Below are 19174 nucleotides of genomic sequence, written 5' to 3'. Positions count from 1 at the left end.
GCCGAACGGAGAATCACTGATGCAGATCCTCGACCGCGTCGTCGAAACGGTGCAGGCGAACATCCCGGTGGACCGCCAGGTTCAGGCGCTCCAGCTCTTCCACAAGGCGCGTGGCCGTCTCGTGGGTGAGTCGCGACCGGAACCCTTTGTGGAGAAGCCGATCCCACCGGTCGACGAGGTCTCCCTCGACGCGATCGACATGAGCAACCCGTTCATGTACCGCCAGGGTCAGTGGGCTCCGTACTTCGCGCGCCTTCGCGAGGAGGCGCCCGTCCACTACCAGCCGAACAGCCGGTTCGGTCCGTTCTGGTCGGTGACCCGGTACGAGGACATCCTGACCGTCGACAAGGATCACGAGACGTTCTCGGCCGAACCCTTCATCGTCATCGGCACTCCCCCGCCGGGTCTCGACGTCGAGATGTTCATCGCGATGGACCCGCCGCGCCACGACGTGCAGCGCCGCGCGGTGCAGGGCGTCGTCGCGCCGAAGAACCTCAAGGAGATGGAGGGGCTGATCCGCGAACGCGTGTGCGAGGTCCTCGACAACCTCCCCGTCGGGCAGCCCTTCAACTGGGTCGACCGGGTGTCGGTGGAGATCACCGCCCGGACCCTCGCCACGATCCTCGACTTCCCGTACGAGCAACGGCGCAACCTCGTCCGCTGGTCCGACCTGGCGGCCGGCAGCGAGGAGGCGACCGGCGGTGCCAGCGATCCCGACGTCGTCTACCAGGCGGCGCTGGAGATGGTCCGCGCGTTCAGCGAGCTGTGGCACGACAAGGCGGCGCGTCGGGCCGCCGGCGAGGAACCGGGGTTCGACCTCATCAGCATGTTGCAGTCCAACGAGGACACCAAGGACCTCGTGAAGCGGCCGATGGAGTTCATCGGCAACCTGACGCTGCTGATCGTGGGCGGCAACGACACCACCCGCAACTCGATGTCGGGCGGCGTCTATGCGCTCAACAAGTTCCCCGGCGAGTTCGAGAAGCTCAAGGCCGATCCGAGCCTGATCCCCAACATGGTGTCGGAGATCATCCGCTGGCAGACCCCGCTCGCCTACATGCGACGCGTCGCCACCAAGGACACGATCCTCAACGGCCAGTTCATCCGCAAGGGCGACAAGCTCGTGATGTGGTACGCCTCGGGCAATCGGGACGAGAGCAAGTTCGAGCGCGCCGACGAGCTCATCATCGACCGCCCGAATGCCCGCAACCACATGGCTTTCGGCTACGGGGTGCACCGCTGCATGGGCAACCGGCTCGCCGAGCTGCAGCTGCGGATCCTGTGGGAGGAACTGCTCGAGCGCTTCGACGACATCAAGGTGCTCGAGGAGCCCGAGTACGTGCAGTCGAACTTCGTGCGCGGCTACAGCAAGCTGATGGTCGAACTCACGGCGAAGAAGACCTCATGACCTCGGGACGTGCTGTCGTGCTGGGCGCGAGCCACGCGGGCGCCCAGCTCAGCGCCGCGCTCAGGTCGTCGGGTTGGACAGGCGAGATCGTCCTCATCGGCGACGAGCCCCACCTCCCCTATCACCGGCCCCCGATGTCGAAGACCTACCTGGCCGACGCCGTCGGGATCGACGACCTGTTGATCCGCGGCCCGGAGTTCTATGCCACCAAGGGGATCGAGTTCCGTCGCGCGCGGGCCGAGCGCATCGACCGCGACGCCAAGCGGGTCGTCCTCGACGACGGCGAGGCCGTCGCCTACGACCGACTCGCGCTGTGCCTCGGTGCGTCCCCGGTGCGGCTGTCGATCCCGGGTGCGGAGCTGAGCGGTGTGCACTACCTCCGCACCGCGGAGGACGTCGAGGCGATCCGCGCCGACGTCCCCGGCAGCAGCCGGGCCGTCATCGTCGGTGGTGGCTACATCGGACTCGAGACGGCGGCGTCCCTGCGCAAGCTCGGCCTCGACGTCACCGTCGTGGAGGCGGCCGACCGGGTCCTCAAGCGTGTCACCGCCCCGCAGGTCGCCGACTTCTATCGCCGCATCCACGAGGCCGAGGGCGTCCGGGTTCGCACCGACGCCGCGGTTGTGGCCTTCGACGGTGACGCGAGCGGTGACGGAACCGAGCGCGTGCGCGCCGTTCGCCTCGGCGACGGAGAGACGATTCCCGCCGATCTGGTGGTCGTCGGCATCGGCGTCCGGCCCAACGTCGCGCCGGCGATCGATGCCGGACTCGACGTCGACGACGGCATCGTCGTCGATGCCCAGGGGCGGACGAACGACCCGGACATCACCGCGGCCGGCGACTGCGTCACCTATCACGACACGCGGTACGGCAAGGTCCGGCTGGAGTCGGTTCCCAGCGCCGGAGAGCAGGCGAAGGTGGCAGCGGCCACCATGTGCGGGAAGCCGGCGACGATCTCCGCGCTGCCCTGGTTCTGGTCCGATCAGTACGACCTCAAGCTTCAGATCGCCGGGCTCAACACCGGGTACGACCGGGTCGTCCTCCGCGGGGACCCGACCTCGGACCGTGAGTTCGCATGCTTCTACCTGCGTGACGGGGAACTGATCGCGGCTGATTGCGTCAACCGTCCACAGGAGTTCATGTTCGCCAAACGCGTACTGTCACAGGGGCTGCCGGTCGATCCCGAGCAGCTGGCGGACCTCTCGGTGCCGGTTGCGGATCTGCTCGACGCCGCCAAGAAGAAGGCCTCCTTGGCGAGCACGTAGTCGCTTCGCTCGTCGAGGTTCGGTTCGGCCGCCGATCTGTGAGTTCCCTGCGCTTGCGACCTCGATCCGCGTCGGCGACCTCGATCGATGGCGCCGCGCCGAGGTGATGTCGCGGGCGACATCACTCATGACCCGGAAACGCCGGTGTGCCCGAGACGGCCACTGCCTGACCGGGCATGGACGAGGGACTCACGAGGAGGCGAACGCCTCCCCCAGGTATGCGTTCTCGACGAGCTCCGGAGCCGCGGCGAGATCAGCGGCCCTGCCCTTCAGCACCTGCTGACCGTGCCGTACGACGATCGCGGTGTCGGCGACCTCGAGAGCCAACTGAACGTGCTGTTCGACGAGTACGACCGCGGCGCCGGTCCTGTCGGCGACCTCGCGTACGACCGGCAGTAGACGTTCCACGATCACCGGGGCCAGGCCCATGCTGAGTTCGTCGATCAGCAGCACCTTGGGGTGCTGGACCAGGGCTCGCCCGATCGCCAACATCTGCTGCTCGCCGCCGGACAGGGCTCCGGCAGGGACTTTCAGGCGGTCGGCGAGCTGCGGGAATGTCTCGAGGACCGTGTCGCGTTCAGTGCGCCATCCCCGTCGAGCTCTCACCGACAGCCGCAGGTTCTCCTCGACCGTGAGCGTGGTGAACAGCGACCGGTCGTCGGGAACCAGGACCAGGCCGGCCTTGACCGCGCTACGCGCGTGACCGGGCTTGACCGGGTGTCCGTCGATGCATACCTCACCGCCGAGGCACGGCAGCAACCCCGCCAGTGTCATCAGCGTCGTCGTCTTTCCTGCGCCGTTGGGGCCGAGAAGCGCCAGCACCTCGCCGGCCTGGAGCTCGAGGTCGAATCCGCGCACGCAGGGACGGCCGACGTAACCGGTATCAAGCGCGGTGCAGCTGAGGACGGTACTCATGCCTTGAGCTCCTGCCTGGCGTGGGCGGCGCCGAGATAGGCGCTGGTGACGACGGGGTCGTTGCGGATCTCGTCCGGCGTCCCGATCGCGATGACGCGGCCGAGGTCCAGGACGACGATGCGGTCGCACACCTCGAGGACGAGTTCCATGTTGTGATCGACCATGACGATGGTCAGGCCGGCGTCCCGGATGGCCCGAAGGCGGTGTCCGAGCCACACGCTCTCGGTACTGTCCAGACCGGCTGCGGGCTCGTCGAGCAGAACCACGCGGGGGCGCCCGGCGAGCGCCCGGGCAACCGACACGAGTTGTCGCCGGCCCTGCGAGAGTTCCTTGACCGGACGATCGACCACCGGGGTCAGGTGCAGGACGTCGAAGAGTCTCTCGAGGTCGTCGTCCCCCGACCCTGTCGGCCTTCCGCGGTGCCGCGCGGCCGTCGTGCCGATGGTCACGTTCTCGCGGACCGACAGGTCGTCGTACAGTTTGATGCCCTGGAACGTCCGGCCGAGGCCCCGGCGGCTCCGTTCGTGGGGTCGTCGGCCGTCGAGACGCTCCCCGTCGAGCACGACGCTGCCTGCCGCGTCGGCGAATCCGCTGATCGCGTCGATGAAGGTCGTCTTGCCTGCCCCGTTGAGGCCGCTGAGACCGATGATCTCGCCTTCCCGGACATCGAAGGACACGTCGTCTACGGCCGTCACCCCACCGTAGTGCACGCCGATACCCGTCGACGACAGCAGCACCTCTCCCACTTCGCGAGCGGATTCGGGTGGCGGAGAGAGGGCATCGGTGGCGCTGAGGAGTTCGGGTGGGGTCTCGTCCTGTGAGCGGCTGGTGACCTTGCCGCGCAACCAGTTGATCGCCCTGTGGACCTCGGAGATGATGCCCTCGGGGTTGGCGATGATGGTGATCACCAAGAGGACCCCGGTGATGACGTGGTAGTACTCGCCGAGGTCCACCACGCGATCGAGGAACACGAAGAGGATTCCGCCGGCACCCATGATGCCGGCGAGGACACCACCGGACACACACGTGATCCCGGCGAGATAGGACACCGCGAACATGCCGATGCCGGCGATCGCGACGTATGACGTCGGTACGACGACGGTCTGCTGGTAGGCCATCAACGAACCGCCGACCCCCGCGATGAACGCGGCGATGGCGAAGGGCACCAGCTTGGTCCGCGACACGTTGATGCCGGCTGCGGCCGCGGACCGCTCGTTGGCGCGGACAGCCAGCATCGAGGCGCCCAGGCGGCTGAACCATCTGTGCGTCTGCGGGTTGTGGCCTCACCGTCGGTGCCCGGTTCCGTGTCATGGCGTGTGTCTCGATCGCGAGCACATCCCCGGCTGGGTCGGCGATACCGCCGACGGCGCCTCAGTTCGGGTAGGCGTGGTCGAGTAGTGCGGCATACAGCGCGAGTTCGGCCGGTGTGGCGTGTTGCAGGTCGGTGTAGTGGAACCGTGGTGGGTGTGGCGGATCGTCGGGCGACCCGGGTTCGGGTTGTCCGTGTTGGTCGGGTGCCCTGCGCTGGTCGGGCTTGTCAGGTGTGGGGTGGATGTTGTTGCGGGTCTCGGTGAGGATGTGTCGGAATCGGTGGCCGATGTCGGGTTTTCGGTTGATCCGTGGGCGTCGGGGTGGTGTGCCGGGTGCGGTGTTGAGTTGCCAGGTGCAGCGCCCGGCGTCGGGTCCGCTGCCGATCATGCGGGTGGTGTAGTCGCCGGGGCGGTTGCCGATCATGTGGTGATGGCGGGTGCAGGCTGGGGCGAGGTTGTCGATGTCGGTGCCACCACCGTCACCCCAGTCGGTATGGGCGTGGTGCATCTCCACACGCGTTGCGGGCACATCGCAACCGGGGGCGGAGCAGGTGTCACCGCCGGGACGGGCGAAGGACGCCAGGCGTTGTTCCATCGACGCCAGACGTGTGCCGCGTCCGAGATACAGCGGTGCGGCGGTGGCATCGACGAAAATCGCCAGCCACGGCTCCACCCGGCCGGCCATGGAGATCAGGCCCTCGATGTCGATGAGGGTGCCATCGGCGGTGGCCGCCAGCCCGGCCGCACGCTGCAGATCTGCCAGGTCGGCTTTGACGATCAACTGGATGGGCAACCCCCGATGAGTCTTGCCGAGCAACCCGTCGTCGAACACCGCTTGCAGCAGTGCGTTGAGGGCGTCGTGGTTGAGTTGTGCCGGGGTACGCAGATCCCGTTGCGCAGCGGCTTCCAGCCGCTCGGGGTCGGCGTCCTGGATCGATCCGGTCGGTGAGTCGGGGTCGTTGGGGTTGTTCATCCCGGGGCGCGCCCACACATCCAAGAACGTCGCCAGGCGTGCGCGCAGTTCTGGGGTGAGGGTGGCGGTGAGTTTCGATGTGCCATCAGCGCGTTGCCGGTTGATCCAGAGCTTGCGGCGTCGTCTGCGGTCCTCGAGGTCAGTCAAGACCCCGTCGGGGTCGAGGTGTGCCAGCAGGCGGGCGCCGGCACGCTCGATCTCCGGTGGTGTCATCCAGGTCGCGTACTCGGCCATCGTCCGTTCGGCAGCAGCCGTCACGTCATGGGCTATTGCGGCGGGGATCTGATCGAGCACGTCCATCACCGCGTGTACGTGATCGGGGCCGACGCATCCGTCGGCGAATGCTGCAGCCAGTGTCGGGTTTTCGGGTTCGAGGGGTTGGCCGGTGAGGTCGGTGAACGTCGCGATGGCTTTCGCCTCGGCGCGGCGGCGACCAGGCCGGGTCATCCGCAGCACATCGTGCATGTAGGCCAGGATGTTGCGCCGGCCGGTCTTGCGCGGAAGGTCGCGGGTTTCGACCTCCACCACCTGCTGATCACCGGCGAACGCCAAACGGTTTCTCGCGCGCTCGGTTTCGGCGGCCACATACTCCACCTGCGCATCGGTCAACGTCGAAAGCTCAGCCCGCTGCAGCGCGGCGCAGAGCCGGTGGATCTCGTCGACGATCGCCACAGCATCACAAGGAGCGTCGACCGATGTTGTCTCGGTCATGACGACCACCCCACAGTCCGCCGATCGAATATATGTTCGATACTACCTCGTGCTGTCGGACACTCGGGGAGCTTCTCCACAGGCTGATGAAGCGAATGTGCGTATCCGGCAGTGTGATTCGCGTCCAGCGTGAATCAGAGGCGCTCTCGGGCTCTCGTTGTTCCCCGCCGGACTCCCCGTTGCGGCGCGGGTCGATGGAACGGCGCCGCCGAACGAATCCTCGGGCGGAGGGGACTCGAACGCGACTCAGAAGTCGAAGCCGCCGAAGTCCGTGCCTCCCCCATCGCCGCTGAAGCCGCCGCCGTCGAAACCTGCGTCACCGCCGAAGTCGCCGTCGCCGCCGGCATCGCCGCCACCGAATTCGTCTCCCCCGCCGCCGAAACCGCCCTCGGAGCCGTCGCCGACGCCGTTCTCGAAGGCCTGCGCGTCGTACGGCACTCCGGCCATGCCGGAGAACAGCGACGAGAACAGCAGCATCGAGCCCATGCCCCAGGCTCCGGCGACGAGTGCCGGTCGCCACCACGGTTCGGAGTACCAGCCGGCAGGAACCGGGCGCCCCGCGACCCGACCGCCCGGGAAGTAGTTCGGGGTCTTGTCGGACGGCTCGGGCGACGCCTCGACCTGTCGTCCCTCGAACTCGACCTTCCGATGCTCGGTGACGGCACCGGCGCTGCGCTGGCCCTCGAGTTCCGGGATCGGTGGGCCGGGATCCAGATTCATCGCGGTCCGTGCGGCCCGGACGTAGTACAGGCCCTCGAGTGCTGTCTGCTTGGCGAGACGTGCCTGCGCGGGCGAGTTGGCCTGCTCGATCTGCGATGACGCGGCGGTGAATCGCTCGGACGCGTCGGCCAGTGCCTGCTTCGATGCAGGGTTGTCGCCGACCAGCATGTACACCTGCCCGCCGAGACGCTCGATCGCCTGCCGTGCATCGGCCTTGGCGTCGTCGAGAGTTCGTGCGGTATTGGCCGTCGACCGCTGCTGCACGACGAACACCACGCCGACGACGATGACGACAACCGCCAGCAAGATCAGTGCATCCATGGCTTTGCTCCTTCGGTTCCCGACGCTCCGGCCGGCGAAAGCCTCCGCCCCGTCACGAATCGGACACCTCCGAGCGTACCGACGACACTCCTGCGGGTTTCGCGCTCGAATGTCACCGCGGTGTACGGGTCGATCGGCTCGACAGTGTGTGAGTCTGGGAGCAGACCACCGGAGGACGCGACGCCAACCTCGTGGAGGTCAAATGACGCAGCCCGTCCGACGCCTGTGCCTCGCTCTCGTGACCATCGCGGCGATCGCATCGGTCGCGATCGTCGCGGCCACCGCTGTCGCGGCACCGACGCGAAATCCGGTGATACTCATCCACGGCTGGACCGCGGGCGGGCTGTTGCCGCCGCAGAAGGCCACCTTCGAGCCGATGAGGCGTGCGCTCGCGGCCGACGGCCGTCCCGTCCACGTCGTCGATCTGCCCGGTGACGTCAACGTGGAGAATGCCGCTGCGATCGCCCGCGTCGTCGCACAGGCGCGCTCCGGGCAGCCGGGGCACAAGGTCGACCTGGTCGGTCACAGCATGGGCGGTCTTGCGGCCCGTCACTATCTGAAATTCCTCGGTGGCACAGCCCATGTCGAACACTATGTGTCGATGGGCACCGGCCAGTACGGCTGGCGCCCGGCATGCCTTCTCCCGCCGGGAACGGGCGACGACATGTGCCCGACGAGTCCGTTCCTGCGTGCGCTGAACCGAGGTGACGACACGCCGGGAAGCGTCGCCTACACCACGCTGAGGACGATCGACGACGACCCGCCTGCAGCCGGCGGACAACGCAACCGCCACCTCGACGGCGGGGTCTGTGTGCGTGACGGGATCGACGGAGGGCCGCATATGGACGAACCGCGCAATCCCAGGATCATCGCGATGGTGCGGCAGGCACTGAACGACGGATGTCCAGGAGAGATCGTCGACCTACCGGTGACCTGAGGGCCGCCCGGATCCCGGGGCAGCCCACCCGTCGAGGGCTTCAGTTCTCGCCCGTCCCTGCGTCGAGATGAGCCAGCGCGGCCTTCGCGCGTTCGAGTTCGCGGGTCAACTCGTCGATCTTCTGCTGGGCGGCGACTCGGGCGCTCTCGATCACGTCGTCGACGGCCGCGATCGCCGTCTCGTCACCGAGTTCCCGCATGGCACGGGCTACTCGATCAGCGGTCACCTCGGTGGCCTTGCCCTTCTTGCTGCCGTGCGACACCGTCACCGTCCATGTGCTCTCGCCTGCCGAGGTAACGGTCACGCTGACCGGCGCCTGAGTCGATTTGCCGCGCCTGGTCGACTTCGCCGGTGCGGGTTTGGGTTTCGTGCTCGTGGTGGCCGCGGCCGGAGAACGGTCCGGGGCAGTCGTCGCGGGTCGATCGGTGGGCGCCGGCTTCGTCGGCGGCTCGGAGGCAACGGCTTTCGGCGTCGCACGCGGACTCGCGGACGGTGCCGGCGCAGCGGTGGTGGCCTTCGACGCGCGGGAGCGGGTGGACGTGGACGCCGACGGTCGGTGGAGCAGGAGTTCGTCGGCCTCGAACGGCAGCTGGTCGTCGACACCTTTCGGACGCACCGTGACCGTGGTTCCGTCGACGGAGATCACACGAGCCGAGGTCCCGGCGTCGATGCCGAGCGCCGGGATCGGGTCGCGAAGGTAGACGGTGACCCGCTTGCCGGCGTCGAGCCCCGCCGACAGTGAGTGCAGGTCGTCGGAGGTGAGTCCGGCTTTCCTCTGAGCGTTCACGGGTTCCATATTCGCACATGCGTGCGATTCGCGGGGCCGTGGGCGGATGGTTGCGACCGCTCCCGACGCGGATGCTGTGGTTACGCTCGAAGTGTGGCCGCACACGACTCCTCCCCCGCCCGAACCAGCACGGCACTGGCCGGCTTCGAGAGCACCTTCGCCGACGAGCTGAGCCGGCTGACCGTCGCCTGGCAGGGGGTCGAGGCCCCTGACCCGAGACTGCTGGTGCTCAACGAACCTCTGGCAGTCGCACTCGGGCTCGACGTCGAGTCCCTGCGGTCCGACGACGGCATCGCGATCCTGGTCGGTTCGGCTGCTCCCGCCGACGCCACGCCGGTGGCGACCGCGTACTCGGGTCATCAGTTCGGCAACTACGCGCAGCTTCTCGGAGACGGGCGCGCCCTGCTCATCGGAGAACTGCGCGATCCGGCCGGGAACCGGGTCGATCTACAGCTGAAGGGCTCCGGCCCGACACCGTTCTCCCGCGGCGGCGACGGCTTCGCGGTCGTGGGACCGATGCTGCGCGAGTACCTGGTCAGCGAGGCGATGCATGCGCTCGGCATACCCACGACGCGGTCGCTCTCGGTGGTCGCCACCGGTCGAGACGTGCATCGGTCCGGCCCCGAGCCGGGAGCGGTTCTCGCCCGAGTGGCGTCGAGCCACCTGAGGGTCGGGACCTTCGAGCTCGCGGTCCGCGTCGGCGAACTGCTCCAGCCGCTCGCCGACTACGCCATCGCGAGGCACTATCCCGATCTCCTCGAGCTCCCGGTCTCCGGCGGCGGCAACAGGTACGTCAAGTTCCTCGAGGAGGTCGTGGAACGGCAGGCCGCCCTCGTCGCCCGGTGGATGCTGGTCGGCTTCGTGCACGGCGTGATGAACACCGACAACACCACGATCTCCGGCGAGACCATCGATTACGGACCGTGTGCGTTCATCGACGCGTTCGACCCCGCGGCGGTGTTCAGCTCCATCGACTCGGGCGGTCGTTACGCCTTCGGTAACCAGCCCGGCGTGCTGAAGTGGAATCTCGCCCGCTTCGCCGAGACGCTCCTGCAACTCGTCGCGCCCACGCCGGACGAGGCGGTCGCCGTGGCGACGGCCGTCCTGTCGTCGTTCGATGCGCGCTACAAGCAGCATCTGAACGCGGGACTGTCGGCGAAGGTGGGCCTCGCCGACACCTTCGTCGAGCACGACCTGATCGACGATCTCCTCGCCCTGATGGGCGAACACCGGGCGGACTGGACCGGCACCTTCCGGGCGCTCGCCGAGGACCTGCGTGGTCGCCCGGGCCCGCTTGATGAGATTCTGCCCCGCGAGCGGTCGGCCCCGTGGATCGCGCGCTGGCGGGCCGCTCTCGCCGAGCACGGCCGTGACGACGCGTCGACCGCCGACGCGATGGACCGCGTCAATCCGCTCTACATCCCGCGCAATCACCGGGTCGACGAGGCGCTGCGCGCTGCCACCGACGGGGACATGGGCCCGTTCGACGAGCTCCTGGATGTCGTCACCCATCCGTTCGACCGCAGGGTCGAGTGGGTCCGGTACACGACCCCGGCCCCCGAGGAGTTCGCGTCTTCCTTCCAGACGTTCTGCGGCACCTGAGGTCGAAAGTCCGTGCGGCCAGGGTCGGCTGAGAGATGATGGTCCCCATGCGACTGCTCACTCGAGACCGTGCGAAGACCGTCCATACCTCCACGGCGACTTCCTCCTCGGTGGTCGGTTCGGTCGCGACGACCTCGAGCGTGGCGGTCGCCAGATCGGCGGCAACCGTTCGGAGCGCCGCGGTGGCCGCATCGGCGGCGACGACGCTCAGCGCAGGGGTCAGCTCGTCGGCCGGGACCGCGGCGAGTGCGGGTGTCATGGGATCGGCCGTCACAGCCGGCAGCGCCCTCGTGGCGTCGAGTTTCGGCACTTTGCTGAGCTTCGCGGTTCTCGGTAGTGCGGGAACGGTGGCGAGCGCATTCTGCATCCGATGCGTCGGCTGCATCGGATGCTTCCGCTGCCGGAACTGCGTCGGATGTGTGGGCTGCGTCAACTGCTCGGGCCTGCGCGGAGCGGTCGGCCTGCGAAACGTGCATGCGTGACCGCGCGACCCCATCTCGTACGGCGCCTTCCACGATGACCGATCCCGACGACACCGAGGCCTCGCTGATCGCCGAGCGCGCGCGGACATCGGAACTCATCGAGTCGATGTCGGCCCGCCTGGCGTCGGTCATCGAGGCCACCGCCGACACGGCCTCCGACGACGAACACGATCCGGAGGGCACGACGCTCGCCGTCGAGCGCGGCCAGCTGGTGGCACAGCTCGAACGGTCGCGCGTGCGTCTCGAGGAGATCGACGCCGCGCTCGAGCGTCTCGGTCGCGGCGCCTACGGACGCTGCGAGACCTGTGGCGAGGAGATCGGCGCGGAACGCCTCGAGGTCCTGCCCGCCGCACGGCAATGCGTGAGATGCGCGGCGAAGAACTCGTCGCGTCGATGGTGAGGCGGACAGCCCGACAAGATTCGCCGATCCCGCACGCCAACCGCCAGATCATGCCCAGTTCTGCCGAGCGGTCCTCGGTCGGACCGGTACGCGAGTAGATACAGGAGGTGGACCCGGTCCGCCTGATCGAAAGGTATGCGCATGAAAGCCATCCAGATCGTCAAGCCGCAGAGCCCGCCGGAGTTGCGGGAGGTGGACAAGCCCGAACCCGGTCCGGGGCAGGTGCTGCTCGAGGTCACCGCCGCAGGCGCCTGCCACTCGGATGATTTCGTCCTCAATCTCCCGGCGGAGGGATTTCCCTATCCCCTTCCCATGACCCTCGGCCACGAGGGTGCCGGCGTCGTCGCAGCCGTCGGGAGCGGCGTCACCGGATTGTCGGAGGGCACGTCGGTAGCGGTGTACGGCCCGTGGGGATGCGGGACGTGCCACTTCTGTTCACGAGGCCTGGAGAACTACTGCAGTCGCGCCGCGGAACTGGGCATCGCGCCGCCCGGACTGGGGAACCCGGGAGCGATGGCCGAGTACATGCTCGTCGACGACCCGCGCCACCTCGTTCCCCTCGGCGACCTCGACCCGGTGTCGGCCGTGCCGCTCACCGACGCGGGCCTCACGCCGTATCACGCGATCAAGCCCACGTTGCCCAAGCTCGTCGGCGGCACCACCGCGGTGGTCATCGGCGTGGGCGGTCTGGGGCACGTCGGCATCCAGTTGCTCCGCCATCTGACCCCTGCGCGCATCATCGCTCTCGACGTCACCGACGAGAAGCTCGACTTCGCCCGGGAGAACGGTGCGCACGAAGTGGTGCGCAGTGACGCCGACGCGGTGACCAACGTTCGAAAGATCACCGGAAACGAGGGTGCGACAGCCGTTTTCGACTTCGTCGGCCTGCAGCCCACCCTCGACGCCGCGATGGGGATGGTCGGCACGATGGGCGACGTGGTCATCGTCGGCATCGGCGACGGTGTCGCAGCCGCGAAGGTCGGGTTCTTCACGCAGCCGTTCGAGGTGTCGGTCCGCGCACCCTACTGGGGTGCGCGCGAGGAGCTCATCGAGGTGCTCGACCTCGCTCGGGATGGGGTGCTGAAGGTTGCCGTCGAACGGTTCTCGCTCGACGACGGGCTCGAGGCGTACCGGCGGCTTGCGGCCAATGAACTGCGCGGACGCGCCGTCGTCGTGCCGGAATGAATGGTATCGGACCCTAACCTACGGTACCGTAACTTAGATGGACGTAGATCTGGCCCGGTCCGACGCGGTGTACGAGCACTACCGAGAGCATCAGCAGGATCGCTTTCGGGCGAAGCTGATGTACGGCATGCTCGCGGCCAGGATCCGCCCGGTGGTGCAGTTCGCATCCCGCGATCGCCTGGTGCGCGCGGCACGCAGCGGCAACCCCCTACTCATCGCGGCAAACCATGTCTCCGAGAGGGATCCGCTCGTGCTCGCGGCCGCCGGCTTCCGCTCCCCGATCCGGCGGCGGATCGGCCACATGCGTGTGCTGGCGAAGGACGAACTGTTCGAGGACCCCGAGCAGCGGCGCAAGATCGACACGCTCGGCGGCATACCGGTGTTCCGACCCAAGGATCACGGCGTCCGTGCCGCGGCGGCCGCCGCCGGTCAGATGTTCGGCGTCTGCGTCGACCGGATGAAGCGCGGCGACAGCATCGCCGTCTTCCCGGAGGGGACCTGTAACGACGGCGATGTCACCCGGTTGCAGAAGCTCGGCACGGGGATCGGCCACATCGCCCATCGCGCCCTGCGAGCCGGTCTGGACATCTCCCTGGTGTCCGCGGGTATCGCCTACCCCGACGACGACCGCGGACGCCCCGTCGTGGAGTTCGGCGAGCCGATCGACCTCTCCCGCTTCCGTGACGAGACGCCCGCATCCCTGACCCGGATCATCCAGGGCGACCTCCAGCACGTCGTCGACGACGTCTACCACGCGCACTGAGCCGTACCACGGCGTGCTGCGGCTGCGGAGCCGCGGGCTGCAGACGGCAGCCGGCGCGCGGCCGTCCATGAGCGAGCCTCGGGGCGGTCGTGTTTGGCCACCCGGCCGGGCGGCTACACCGGGGCATGCCAGAGCATCGACAGCCCGATGATCCGAAGGCCGGTGACGTCGACGTCCGCGACGCCCCCGAGCTCGCCGATCCCGACGATCCCCGCAAGCCCGAGTCGCCGACGGACCTGACCAAACCGTCGCTGATGTTCGTGCTCAAGAAGACGGCGCGGGAGTTCGGCCGTGATCAGTGCACCGACCTCGCCGCGGCGCTCACCTACTACTCGGTGCTCTCGCTCTTCCCCGCACTCCTCGCGCTCGTGTCGCTGCTCGGCGTCTTCGGCCAGGGCGAGAAGACGGTCGACGCGGTGATGCAGATGATCGACGAACTCGGGCCGTCGTCGGCGGTGGACACGCTCCGCGGTCCGGTCGAACAGTTGGTGGACGCGCCCAGCGCCGGTCTCGCCCTGGTCCTCGGTCTCGCCGGTGCGCTGTGGTCGGCGTCGGGGTACGTCGGAGCCTTCGGGCGTGCGATGAACCGCATGTACGGGGTCGACGAGGGCCGACCGATCTGGAAGCTGCGGCCCGCGATGCTCCTCGTCACCCTGGTGGCCCTGATCCTCGCCGCGGCCGTGGCCCTCATGCTCGCCGTCAGCGGTCCGATCGCGCAGTCCATCGGCGACACCATCGGCCTGGGGTCCACGGCGCTCGCGGTGTGGAACATCGCGCGCTGGCCGGTCGTGCTGGTGTTCGTCGTCGTGATCGTCGCCGTCCTGTACTGGGCGACGCCGAATGTGAAGCAGCCGAGGTTCCGGTGGATCAGTGCGGGTGCGGTTCTCGCGATCCTGACCTGGATTCTCGCGTCGGCGGCCTTCGCGCTGTACGTCTCCAACTTCGGCAGCTACAACAAGACGTACGGCGCGCTGGCCGGGGTCATCGTGTTCCTGCTGTGGTTGTGGCTGACCAACCTCGCCCTGCTGTTCGGAGCCGAGTTCGACGCCGAACTCGAGCGGGGGCGGCAACTCCAGGCGGGAATGGCCGCGGAAGAACACCTCCAGCTACCGCCCCGGGACACGAAGGTGTCCGACAAGAACGCGAAGAAAGACCAGAAGTTCGTCGAGCAGGGCCGCGCCCTCCGCGAGTCCCGCGGTTGACGGCCCGCCGCGGTCAGGCGAACAGGGCCACCGTCTGAGAACCTTGCAGGACAGGACGGAGGTCGCTGTCCCACAGGGTCATCGCCTGGTGTGAGTACCCGTCGCGGGTGAACGTGCTCGACGACTCGAGGAGCATCCAGTCGGTCGGCTTGGGCAATTCGTCGGTGCAGACGTGGATGGTCCAGTTCATCGTGCTGACCGGCGCCCACTCGGTGAAGGCCGCGGTGGTCGCCGGCGGCATCGCGTCGGCGAGCGCGACCAGCGCGATCGTGGGGTCGACGCCTTCGGCGCCGCGATGCCGCACCCACGCCAGGAAACGCGGTCGGCCGTCGTTCGCCAGCGGGACGGTTCCCCCGGCCCGGACCATCTCGACGTTGTCCACGAATGCCGGACGCAGCGGCGCGTCGGCGTCGGCGAACGTCGGGCACTCGTCGGGGGCCGGCACGGTCGGGGCGCCGATGTGGTCATGCTCGATCGCGCTGGGACGCGGTCGGGCGAAGATCAGCGAGGCGTGCGCGGCCACCTGTCCCCCGCTGACGGTCTCCACCGCCACGCTCGAGGCCGACCTGCCCTCGCGGAGGCGGCGTGCGGTGAAGGTCGCCGTGTCGACCACCGGCGCGCTGAGCAGGAAATGAGCCGACTTCAGGGGCGGCAGCGGATCGCCGGCGGTGTGCTGTGCGGCGACGACCGCGAGCGCCGCGGTGAGCCCGCCGTACGCGGTGCGGCCCTGCGTCCATTCACCGGGGACGACGAACTCGGCGTGCGGGTCGAAGCCCGAGACGACTTCGGCGAGTGTGGGCATGGCTGGACATCCTCACGCGACTATGACGACCGATATAACGCGTCGAACGCTACGCTATGCCGGTCTGCATAGGCAACAGTGGTGGCCCGCCCGTCACGCCGTCAGGGTCGCGGCTCCGCCCGGTCCTCGCCCTTCGACGCCCGCGATGCGGCGACGTCACGGGCGACCGCCTCGCCCAACATCTGGCCCCCACTGGTGAGCAGCGCCCGCCGCCACGGCAGGGTGCCCTCGATCTCGATCTGGATCGACATCGACAGCACTGTCCGAATCACGACGATGATGCCGAGGATCAGGGCCTCCTCGACGGACGGCTTCGAGGTGATCGTGCGGATCAGATCGGCGGCGACCAGGATCTCGAGGCCGAGGAGGATCCCCGAGCCGATCGTCGTGCGCAGCACTTGATACGCCTCGTTGCCGCCCTCTTTCCGGGACAGGACACGGGTTGCGAGCACGATCGCGATCACGAACCCGACGATCATCGCGAACGCGCCGAGCGCCTCGAACGCTATCGCGACCCCGTTGAACACCTCTTCGAAGCTCATGCTCGAAAACCCTACGCATGCGGCCTTGCGCGCAACCGCTGAAGTGGCCGGTTTGCCGGGTTAGGATTCGTCGATGGCGTCCGTCCTGATCGGCATCGTGGTGATCATCGGATGGTCTTTCGTCGCAGGGACACTGGCGCGCTTTCGCGTCTCCGGCGCGGTGCCGATGGTGATCACCGGGGTCGTCATCGGTCTGGCGACGAGCAATCCGATCGGTACGGCACTCGACACCGACATCGCCGAACCGGTCGTCGAGCTCATCCTCGCCATCCTGCTCTTCGTCGACGCCATCGAAGTGCGCGGCGGATTCTTCGCCGGTGAGCGCGGAACGTCGTTGCGGCTGTTGTTCATCGCGATGCCGCTGTCGGTGGCTGCCTGCATGCTGCTCGGGCTCGCGCTGGTGCCGTCGATGTCGGTGGGGCTCGCGCTGCTCATCGCGTGCGTGGTCATACCCATGGACCTGACGCCCACCTCCTCGCTGGTCCGGGACCGCCGCGTCCCGGAGCGGGTGCGACATCTCCTGGCGGTCGAGAGCGGCTACAACGACGGCATCGTCGCGCCGTTCTTCGTCTTCGCCCTCGCCCTCGCAGGCGACCACGCGAAGGCCGCCTCCCCCGCTGCCGCGCTCGAGGACGCGGTGCCCGCGGCATTGTGGGCGGTCCTGGCCGGAAGCCTCATCGGGTTCTTCGCGGCGAGGCTGACGAACTTCTCCGAACGCCGGGGACTCGCCACCGCCCAGTCGGTCCGCATCAGCCTGCTGTTGATCCCGATCCTCGCCTACGGCTGTTCGGTCGAGCTGGACGGAAACGGATTCGTCGCGGCGTTCGTCTGTGGGATCGCCTACAAGGCGGCACGCACGAACACGCCGGACGAGGCGCAGCTCAGCCTCGTCGACGACGTCGGGGCACTTGCCTCACTCACCATGTGGTTCGTCTTCGGGTGCACGTGTGTGCTGGTCTTCGAGCTCGGGTTCATCTGGGAGATCGTCGTGCTCGCCGTAGCCGCACTCACGGTGCTGCGGATCGTGCCCGTGTACCTGGCGCTCGTGCGTTCGGACATCGGCCGGCGCGATCGAATGCTCCTCGGGGTGTTCGGCCCCCGGGGTACGGCCTCGATCGTGTTCGGTTTGCTCGCATTCAACGATCTCGACGGCATGTTCGCGAACGTCGCCCTGTACGCGATGACGGTGACCGTGCTCGGCAGTGTCGTCCTCCACGGCATCGGCGTCGGTCTCATCGTCGAGAGACTCGGCCGCCGCGAGGCGTCGCCACCCGGCGGCTGACGTCAGGTGGGGCTCAGTCGGCCGGCTCGGGCTGCCGAGCCCGGGCGAAATGCAGGTTCTCGTCCGCGACGTCTCCGCGGAGCAGTCGGCGGTCGGTGTAGTAGCTCATCGACATCAGCCACGGCGCCTTCGGTCCCTGCTTCGGGAGCCGATCGAGCGCGCGCTGGACGTAGCCGGCGCCGAAGTCGAGCAGGGGCCGTGTCGGCATGGCCGGGTCGGCCTCCGCCCACACCGCGTCGTAACCATGAGCATCCAGGTGGCGCAGCAACTTGCAGAAGTACTCGCAGATGAGGCCGATCTTCAGCGTCCACGAGGCGTTGGTGTATCCGATCGCCAGCGCGAAGTTGGGGACGCCGGACAGCATCATCCCGCGGTACACCACGGTGTCCGGCAACGACACCGGCCTCCCGTCGACGGTCAGGTCGATGCCGCCGATGATCTTGATGTTGAGACCTGTTGCGGTGACGATGATGTCGGCCTCGAGCTCGGTTCCGCTCTCCAGTCGGATACCGGTCTCGGTGAACGTCTCGATCCGGTCGGTGACGACCGACGCCTTGCCCCCGCGGATGGCGCGGTACAGGTCGGCATCGGGCACCACGCACAGGCGCTGGTCCCACGGGTTGTAGGGCGGGTTGAAGTGGGTGTCCACCGGAAAGCCCTCGGGCAGTTGCGATTCGTTGATCTTGCGGATCACTCGTCGCGCAGGGCCCGGGAAACGCTGGCACAACTCGTACAGCACCCGTTGCTGCAGGATGTTCTTCTGTCTGGTCAGCGCGTACCCGCGCTCGTTGCCGAGCACCTTCTTGAGCGTGTTCGCGATCGCGTCCTCGCGCGGCAGCGGGATGATGTAGGTCGGCGTGCGCTGCAGCATGGTGATGTGCGCGGCGTCGTCGGCCATCGCGGGCAGGAGGGTGACCGCCGTCGCGCCGCTGCCGATGACGACGACACGCTTGTCCTTGTAGTCGAGATCGTCGGGCCAGTGCTGGGGATGCACGATCGTCCCGCGGAAGCGATCCTGCCCGGGGAAATCGGGGCTGTACCCCTCGTCGTAGTCGTAGTAGCCCGAACCGCAGAAGATCCACCGCGCGCTGATCCGAACCGGCTCGCCGGTGTCGGTGCGTTCGATGTCGACGGTCCAGCGCGCCTCGTCGGACGACCACGCCGCCGAGACCACCCGGTGCTGGTACCGGATGTGGTCGGCGAGTCCGTTCTCCTCGATGGTCTCGTTCAGGTAGTCGAGGATCCGCGGGGCGTCGGCGATCGCCTGCTTGTCCGTCCACGGCTTGAACTCGTAGCCGAACGTGTGAAGGTCGGAGTCGGACCTGATGCCCGGGTAGCGGAACAGATCCCAGGTGCCGCCGGCGGCGGCACGTGCCTCGAGGATGGCGAACGTCTTGGTCGGGTGCTCGGTCCGCAGATAGCGCGCGGCTCCGATCCCGGAGATCCCCGCCCCGATGATCAGGACGTCGACGGCGTCTGGGGTTGGTGCGGTCACCTGTTCCTCCCGGCTGGACGGCGGTGGTGCTGCCTACAGCATGCCGTAGCCCGGGGAGACCGGGTCGCCGGC

General features: G+C 68.1%; 16 protein-coding genes and 1 pseudogene. 9 read left to right on the top strand and 8 right to left on the bottom strand.

The genetic code is table 11. From position 1 onward, the window contains the following. The first annotated feature begins 19 nt into the window (after positions 1-19). Together GP2_RS17030 and GP2_RS17025 are read left to right on the top strand one after the other, a co-directional pair. Positions 20-1408 carry a cytochrome P450 gene (locus tag GP2_RS17030; protein ID WP_006901781.1) on the top strand — a complete coding sequence of 463 codons (1389 nt, stop codon included), beginning with the start codon at positions 20-22 and terminating at the stop codon, positions 1406-1408. After that, complete coding sequence (locus GP2_RS17025) at positions 1405-2673, top strand: NAD(P)/FAD-dependent oxidoreductase (RefSeq protein ID WP_006901780.1); 1269 nt, start codon at positions 1405-1407, stop codon at positions 2671-2673. Before GP2_RS17030 ends, GP2_RS17025 begins: the two co-directional genes overlap by 4 nt. A 189-nt stretch (positions 2674-2862) precedes the next feature. Here GP2_RS17025 and GP2_RS17020 read toward each other — a convergent pair whose 3' ends face one another. From GP2_RS17020 to GP2_RS17005, 4 genes and pseudogenes are all read right to left on the bottom strand, one after another. Continuing rightward, positions 2863-3588: an ABC transporter ATP-binding protein gene (locus GP2_RS17020; protein WP_006901779.1), complete on the bottom strand. Its 726-nt coding sequence runs from the start codon at positions 3586-3588 to the stop codon at positions 2863-2865. Next, a pseudogene (locus tag GP2_RS17015) lies at positions 3585-4841 on the bottom strand (branched-chain amino acid ABC transporter ATP-binding protein/permease); the annotation flags it as partial. The gene GP2_RS17020 and the pseudogene GP2_RS17015, both read right to left, overlap by 4 nt. Positions 4842-4959: 118 nt before the next feature. Then, positions 4960-6582: an HNH endonuclease signature motif containing protein gene (locus GP2_RS17010; RefSeq protein WP_006901777.1), complete on the bottom strand. Its 1623-nt coding sequence runs from the start codon at positions 6580-6582 to the stop codon at positions 4960-4962. Between the two features lie 246 nt (positions 6583-6828). Further along, positions 6829-7623, bottom strand: coding sequence for a hypothetical protein (locus GP2_RS17005; RefSeq protein ID WP_006901776.1), 795 nt, complete (start codon positions 7621-7623; stop codon positions 6829-6831). Between the two features lie 202 nt (positions 7624-7825). Between GP2_RS17005 and GP2_RS17000 the strand changes: the two genes are divergently transcribed. Continuing rightward, positions 7826-8560, top strand: a complete 735-nt coding sequence (locus GP2_RS17000) for a lipase family alpha/beta hydrolase (RefSeq protein ID WP_006901775.1) — start codon at positions 7826-7828, stop codon at positions 8558-8560. A gap of 40 nt (positions 8561-8600) precedes the next feature. Here GP2_RS17000 and GP2_RS16995 read toward each other — a convergent pair whose 3' ends face one another. Further along, positions 8601-9356, bottom strand: coding sequence for a DUF6319 family protein (locus GP2_RS16995; protein ID WP_006901774.1), 756 nt, complete (start codon positions 9354-9356; stop codon positions 8601-8603). An 84-nt stretch (positions 9357-9440) separates the two neighbouring features. On the opposite strand from GP2_RS16995, the gene GP2_RS16990 reads away from it, so the two are divergent. The 5 genes from GP2_RS16990 to GP2_RS16965 all read left to right on the top strand — a co-directional run bounded on the left by GP2_RS16990 (position 9441) and on the right by GP2_RS16965 (position 14981). Next, complete coding sequence (locus GP2_RS16990; RefSeq protein ID WP_006901773.1) at positions 9441-10949, top strand: protein adenylyltransferase SelO; 1509 nt, start codon at positions 9441-9443, stop codon at positions 10947-10949. A gap of 516 nt (positions 10950-11465) precedes the next feature. Continuing rightward, entirely contained in the window at positions 11466-11831 is a 366-nt protein-coding gene (locus GP2_RS16980) for a TraR/DksA family transcriptional regulator (protein ID WP_006901772.1), read from the top strand. A 141-nt stretch (positions 11832-11972) separates the two neighbouring features. After that, on the top strand, positions 11973-13016 hold the full coding sequence (locus tag GP2_RS16975; protein WP_006901771.1) for an NAD(P)-dependent alcohol dehydrogenase: 1044 nt from the start codon (positions 11973-11975) through the stop codon (positions 13014-13016). A 37-nt stretch (positions 13017-13053) separates the two neighbouring features. Continuing rightward, on the top strand, positions 13054-13779 hold the full coding sequence (locus GP2_RS16970; RefSeq protein ID WP_006901770.1) for a lysophospholipid acyltransferase family protein: 726 nt from the start codon (positions 13054-13056) through the stop codon (positions 13777-13779). Between the two features lie 125 nt (positions 13780-13904). Next, positions 13905-14981 carry a YihY/virulence factor BrkB family protein gene (locus GP2_RS16965; protein ID WP_006901769.1) on the top strand — a complete coding sequence of 359 codons (1077 nt, stop codon included), beginning with the start codon at positions 13905-13907 and terminating at the stop codon, positions 14979-14981. A 13-nt stretch (positions 14982-14994) separates the two neighbouring features. Here GP2_RS16965 and GP2_RS16960 read toward each other — a convergent pair whose 3' ends face one another. Both GP2_RS16960 and GP2_RS16955 read right to left on the bottom strand, forming a co-directional pair. Beyond that, positions 14995-15783: a thioesterase family protein gene (locus GP2_RS16960; protein WP_006901768.1), complete on the bottom strand. Its 789-nt coding sequence runs from the start codon at positions 15781-15783 to the stop codon at positions 14995-14997. Positions 15784-15884: 101 nt separating this feature from the next. Then, positions 15885-16325, bottom strand: coding sequence for a DUF1622 domain-containing protein (locus tag GP2_RS16955; RefSeq protein WP_006901767.1), 441 nt, complete (start codon positions 16323-16325; stop codon positions 15885-15887). Positions 16326-16398: 73 nt separating this feature from the next. Between GP2_RS16955 and GP2_RS16950 the strand changes: the two genes are divergently transcribed. Next, positions 16399-17607 carry a cation:proton antiporter gene (locus GP2_RS16950; protein WP_006901766.1) on the top strand — a complete coding sequence of 403 codons (1209 nt, stop codon included), beginning with the start codon at positions 16399-16401 and terminating at the stop codon, positions 17605-17607. Between the two features lie 13 nt (positions 17608-17620). Here GP2_RS16950 and GP2_RS16945 read toward each other — a convergent pair whose 3' ends face one another. Further along, positions 17621-19102 carry a flavin-containing monooxygenase gene (locus GP2_RS16945; RefSeq protein ID WP_006901765.1) on the bottom strand — a complete coding sequence of 494 codons (1482 nt, stop codon included), beginning with the start codon at positions 19100-19102 and terminating at the stop codon, positions 17621-17623. Positions 19103-19174 lie beyond the last annotated feature (72 nt).

The organism is Gordonia paraffinivorans NBRC 108238 (genome assembly GCF_000344155.1).
In the GTDB taxonomy this organism is placed as follows: Bacteria; Actinomycetota; Actinomycetes; order Mycobacteriales; family Mycobacteriaceae; genus Gordonia; species Gordonia paraffinivorans.
Note: the sequence above shows the minus strand (reverse complement) of the source record. Positions and strands in the feature narration are given on the sequence as shown.

What these genes read in the sequence shown, in the direction of transcription:
- GP2_RS17030 (WP_006901781.1), top strand. Translation starts at nt 20, where the DNA reads ATGCAGATCCTCGACCGCGTCGTCGAAACGGTGCAGGCGAACATCCCG.
- GP2_RS17025 (WP_006901780.1), top strand. Translation starts at nt 1,405, where the DNA reads ATGACCTCGGGACGTGCTGTCGTGCTGGGCGCGAGCCACGCGGGCGCC.
- GP2_RS17020 (WP_006901779.1), bottom strand. Translation starts at nt 3,588, where the DNA reads ATGAGTACCGTCCTCAGCTGCACCGCGCTTGATACCGGTTACGTCGGC.
- GP2_RS17010 (WP_006901777.1), bottom strand. Translation starts at nt 6,582, where the DNA reads ATGACCGAGACAACATCGGTCGACGCTCCTTGTGATGCTGTGGCGATC.
- GP2_RS17005 (WP_006901776.1), bottom strand. Translation starts at nt 7,623, where the DNA reads ATGGATGCACTGATCTTGCTGGCGGTTGTCGTCATCGTCGTCGGCGTG.
- GP2_RS17000 (WP_006901775.1), top strand. Translation starts at nt 7,826, where the DNA reads ATGACGCAGCCCGTCCGACGCCTGTGCCTCGCTCTCGTGACCATCGCG.
- GP2_RS16995 (WP_006901774.1), bottom strand. Translation starts at nt 9,356, where the DNA reads ATGGAACCCGTGAACGCTCAGAGGAAAGCCGGACTCACCTCCGACGAC.
- GP2_RS16980 (WP_006901772.1), top strand. Translation starts at nt 11,466, where the DNA reads ATGACCGATCCCGACGACACCGAGGCCTCGCTGATCGCCGAGCGCGCG.
- GP2_RS16975 (WP_006901771.1), top strand. Translation starts at nt 11,973, where the DNA reads ATGAAAGCCATCCAGATCGTCAAGCCGCAGAGCCCGCCGGAGTTGCGG.
- GP2_RS16970 (WP_006901770.1), top strand. Translation starts at nt 13,054, where the DNA reads ATGGACGTAGATCTGGCCCGGTCCGACGCGGTGTACGAGCACTACCGA.
- GP2_RS16965 (WP_006901769.1), top strand. Translation starts at nt 13,905, where the DNA reads ATGCCAGAGCATCGACAGCCCGATGATCCGAAGGCCGGTGACGTCGAC.
- GP2_RS16960 (WP_006901768.1), bottom strand. Translation starts at nt 15,783, where the DNA reads ATGCCCACACTCGCCGAAGTCGTCTCGGGCTTCGACCCGCACGCCGAG.
- GP2_RS16955 (WP_006901767.1), bottom strand. Translation starts at nt 16,325, where the DNA reads ATGAGCTTCGAAGAGGTGTTCAACGGGGTCGCGATAGCGTTCGAGGCG.
- GP2_RS16950 (WP_006901766.1), top strand. Translation starts at nt 16,399, where the DNA reads ATGGCGTCCGTCCTGATCGGCATCGTGGTGATCATCGGATGGTCTTTC.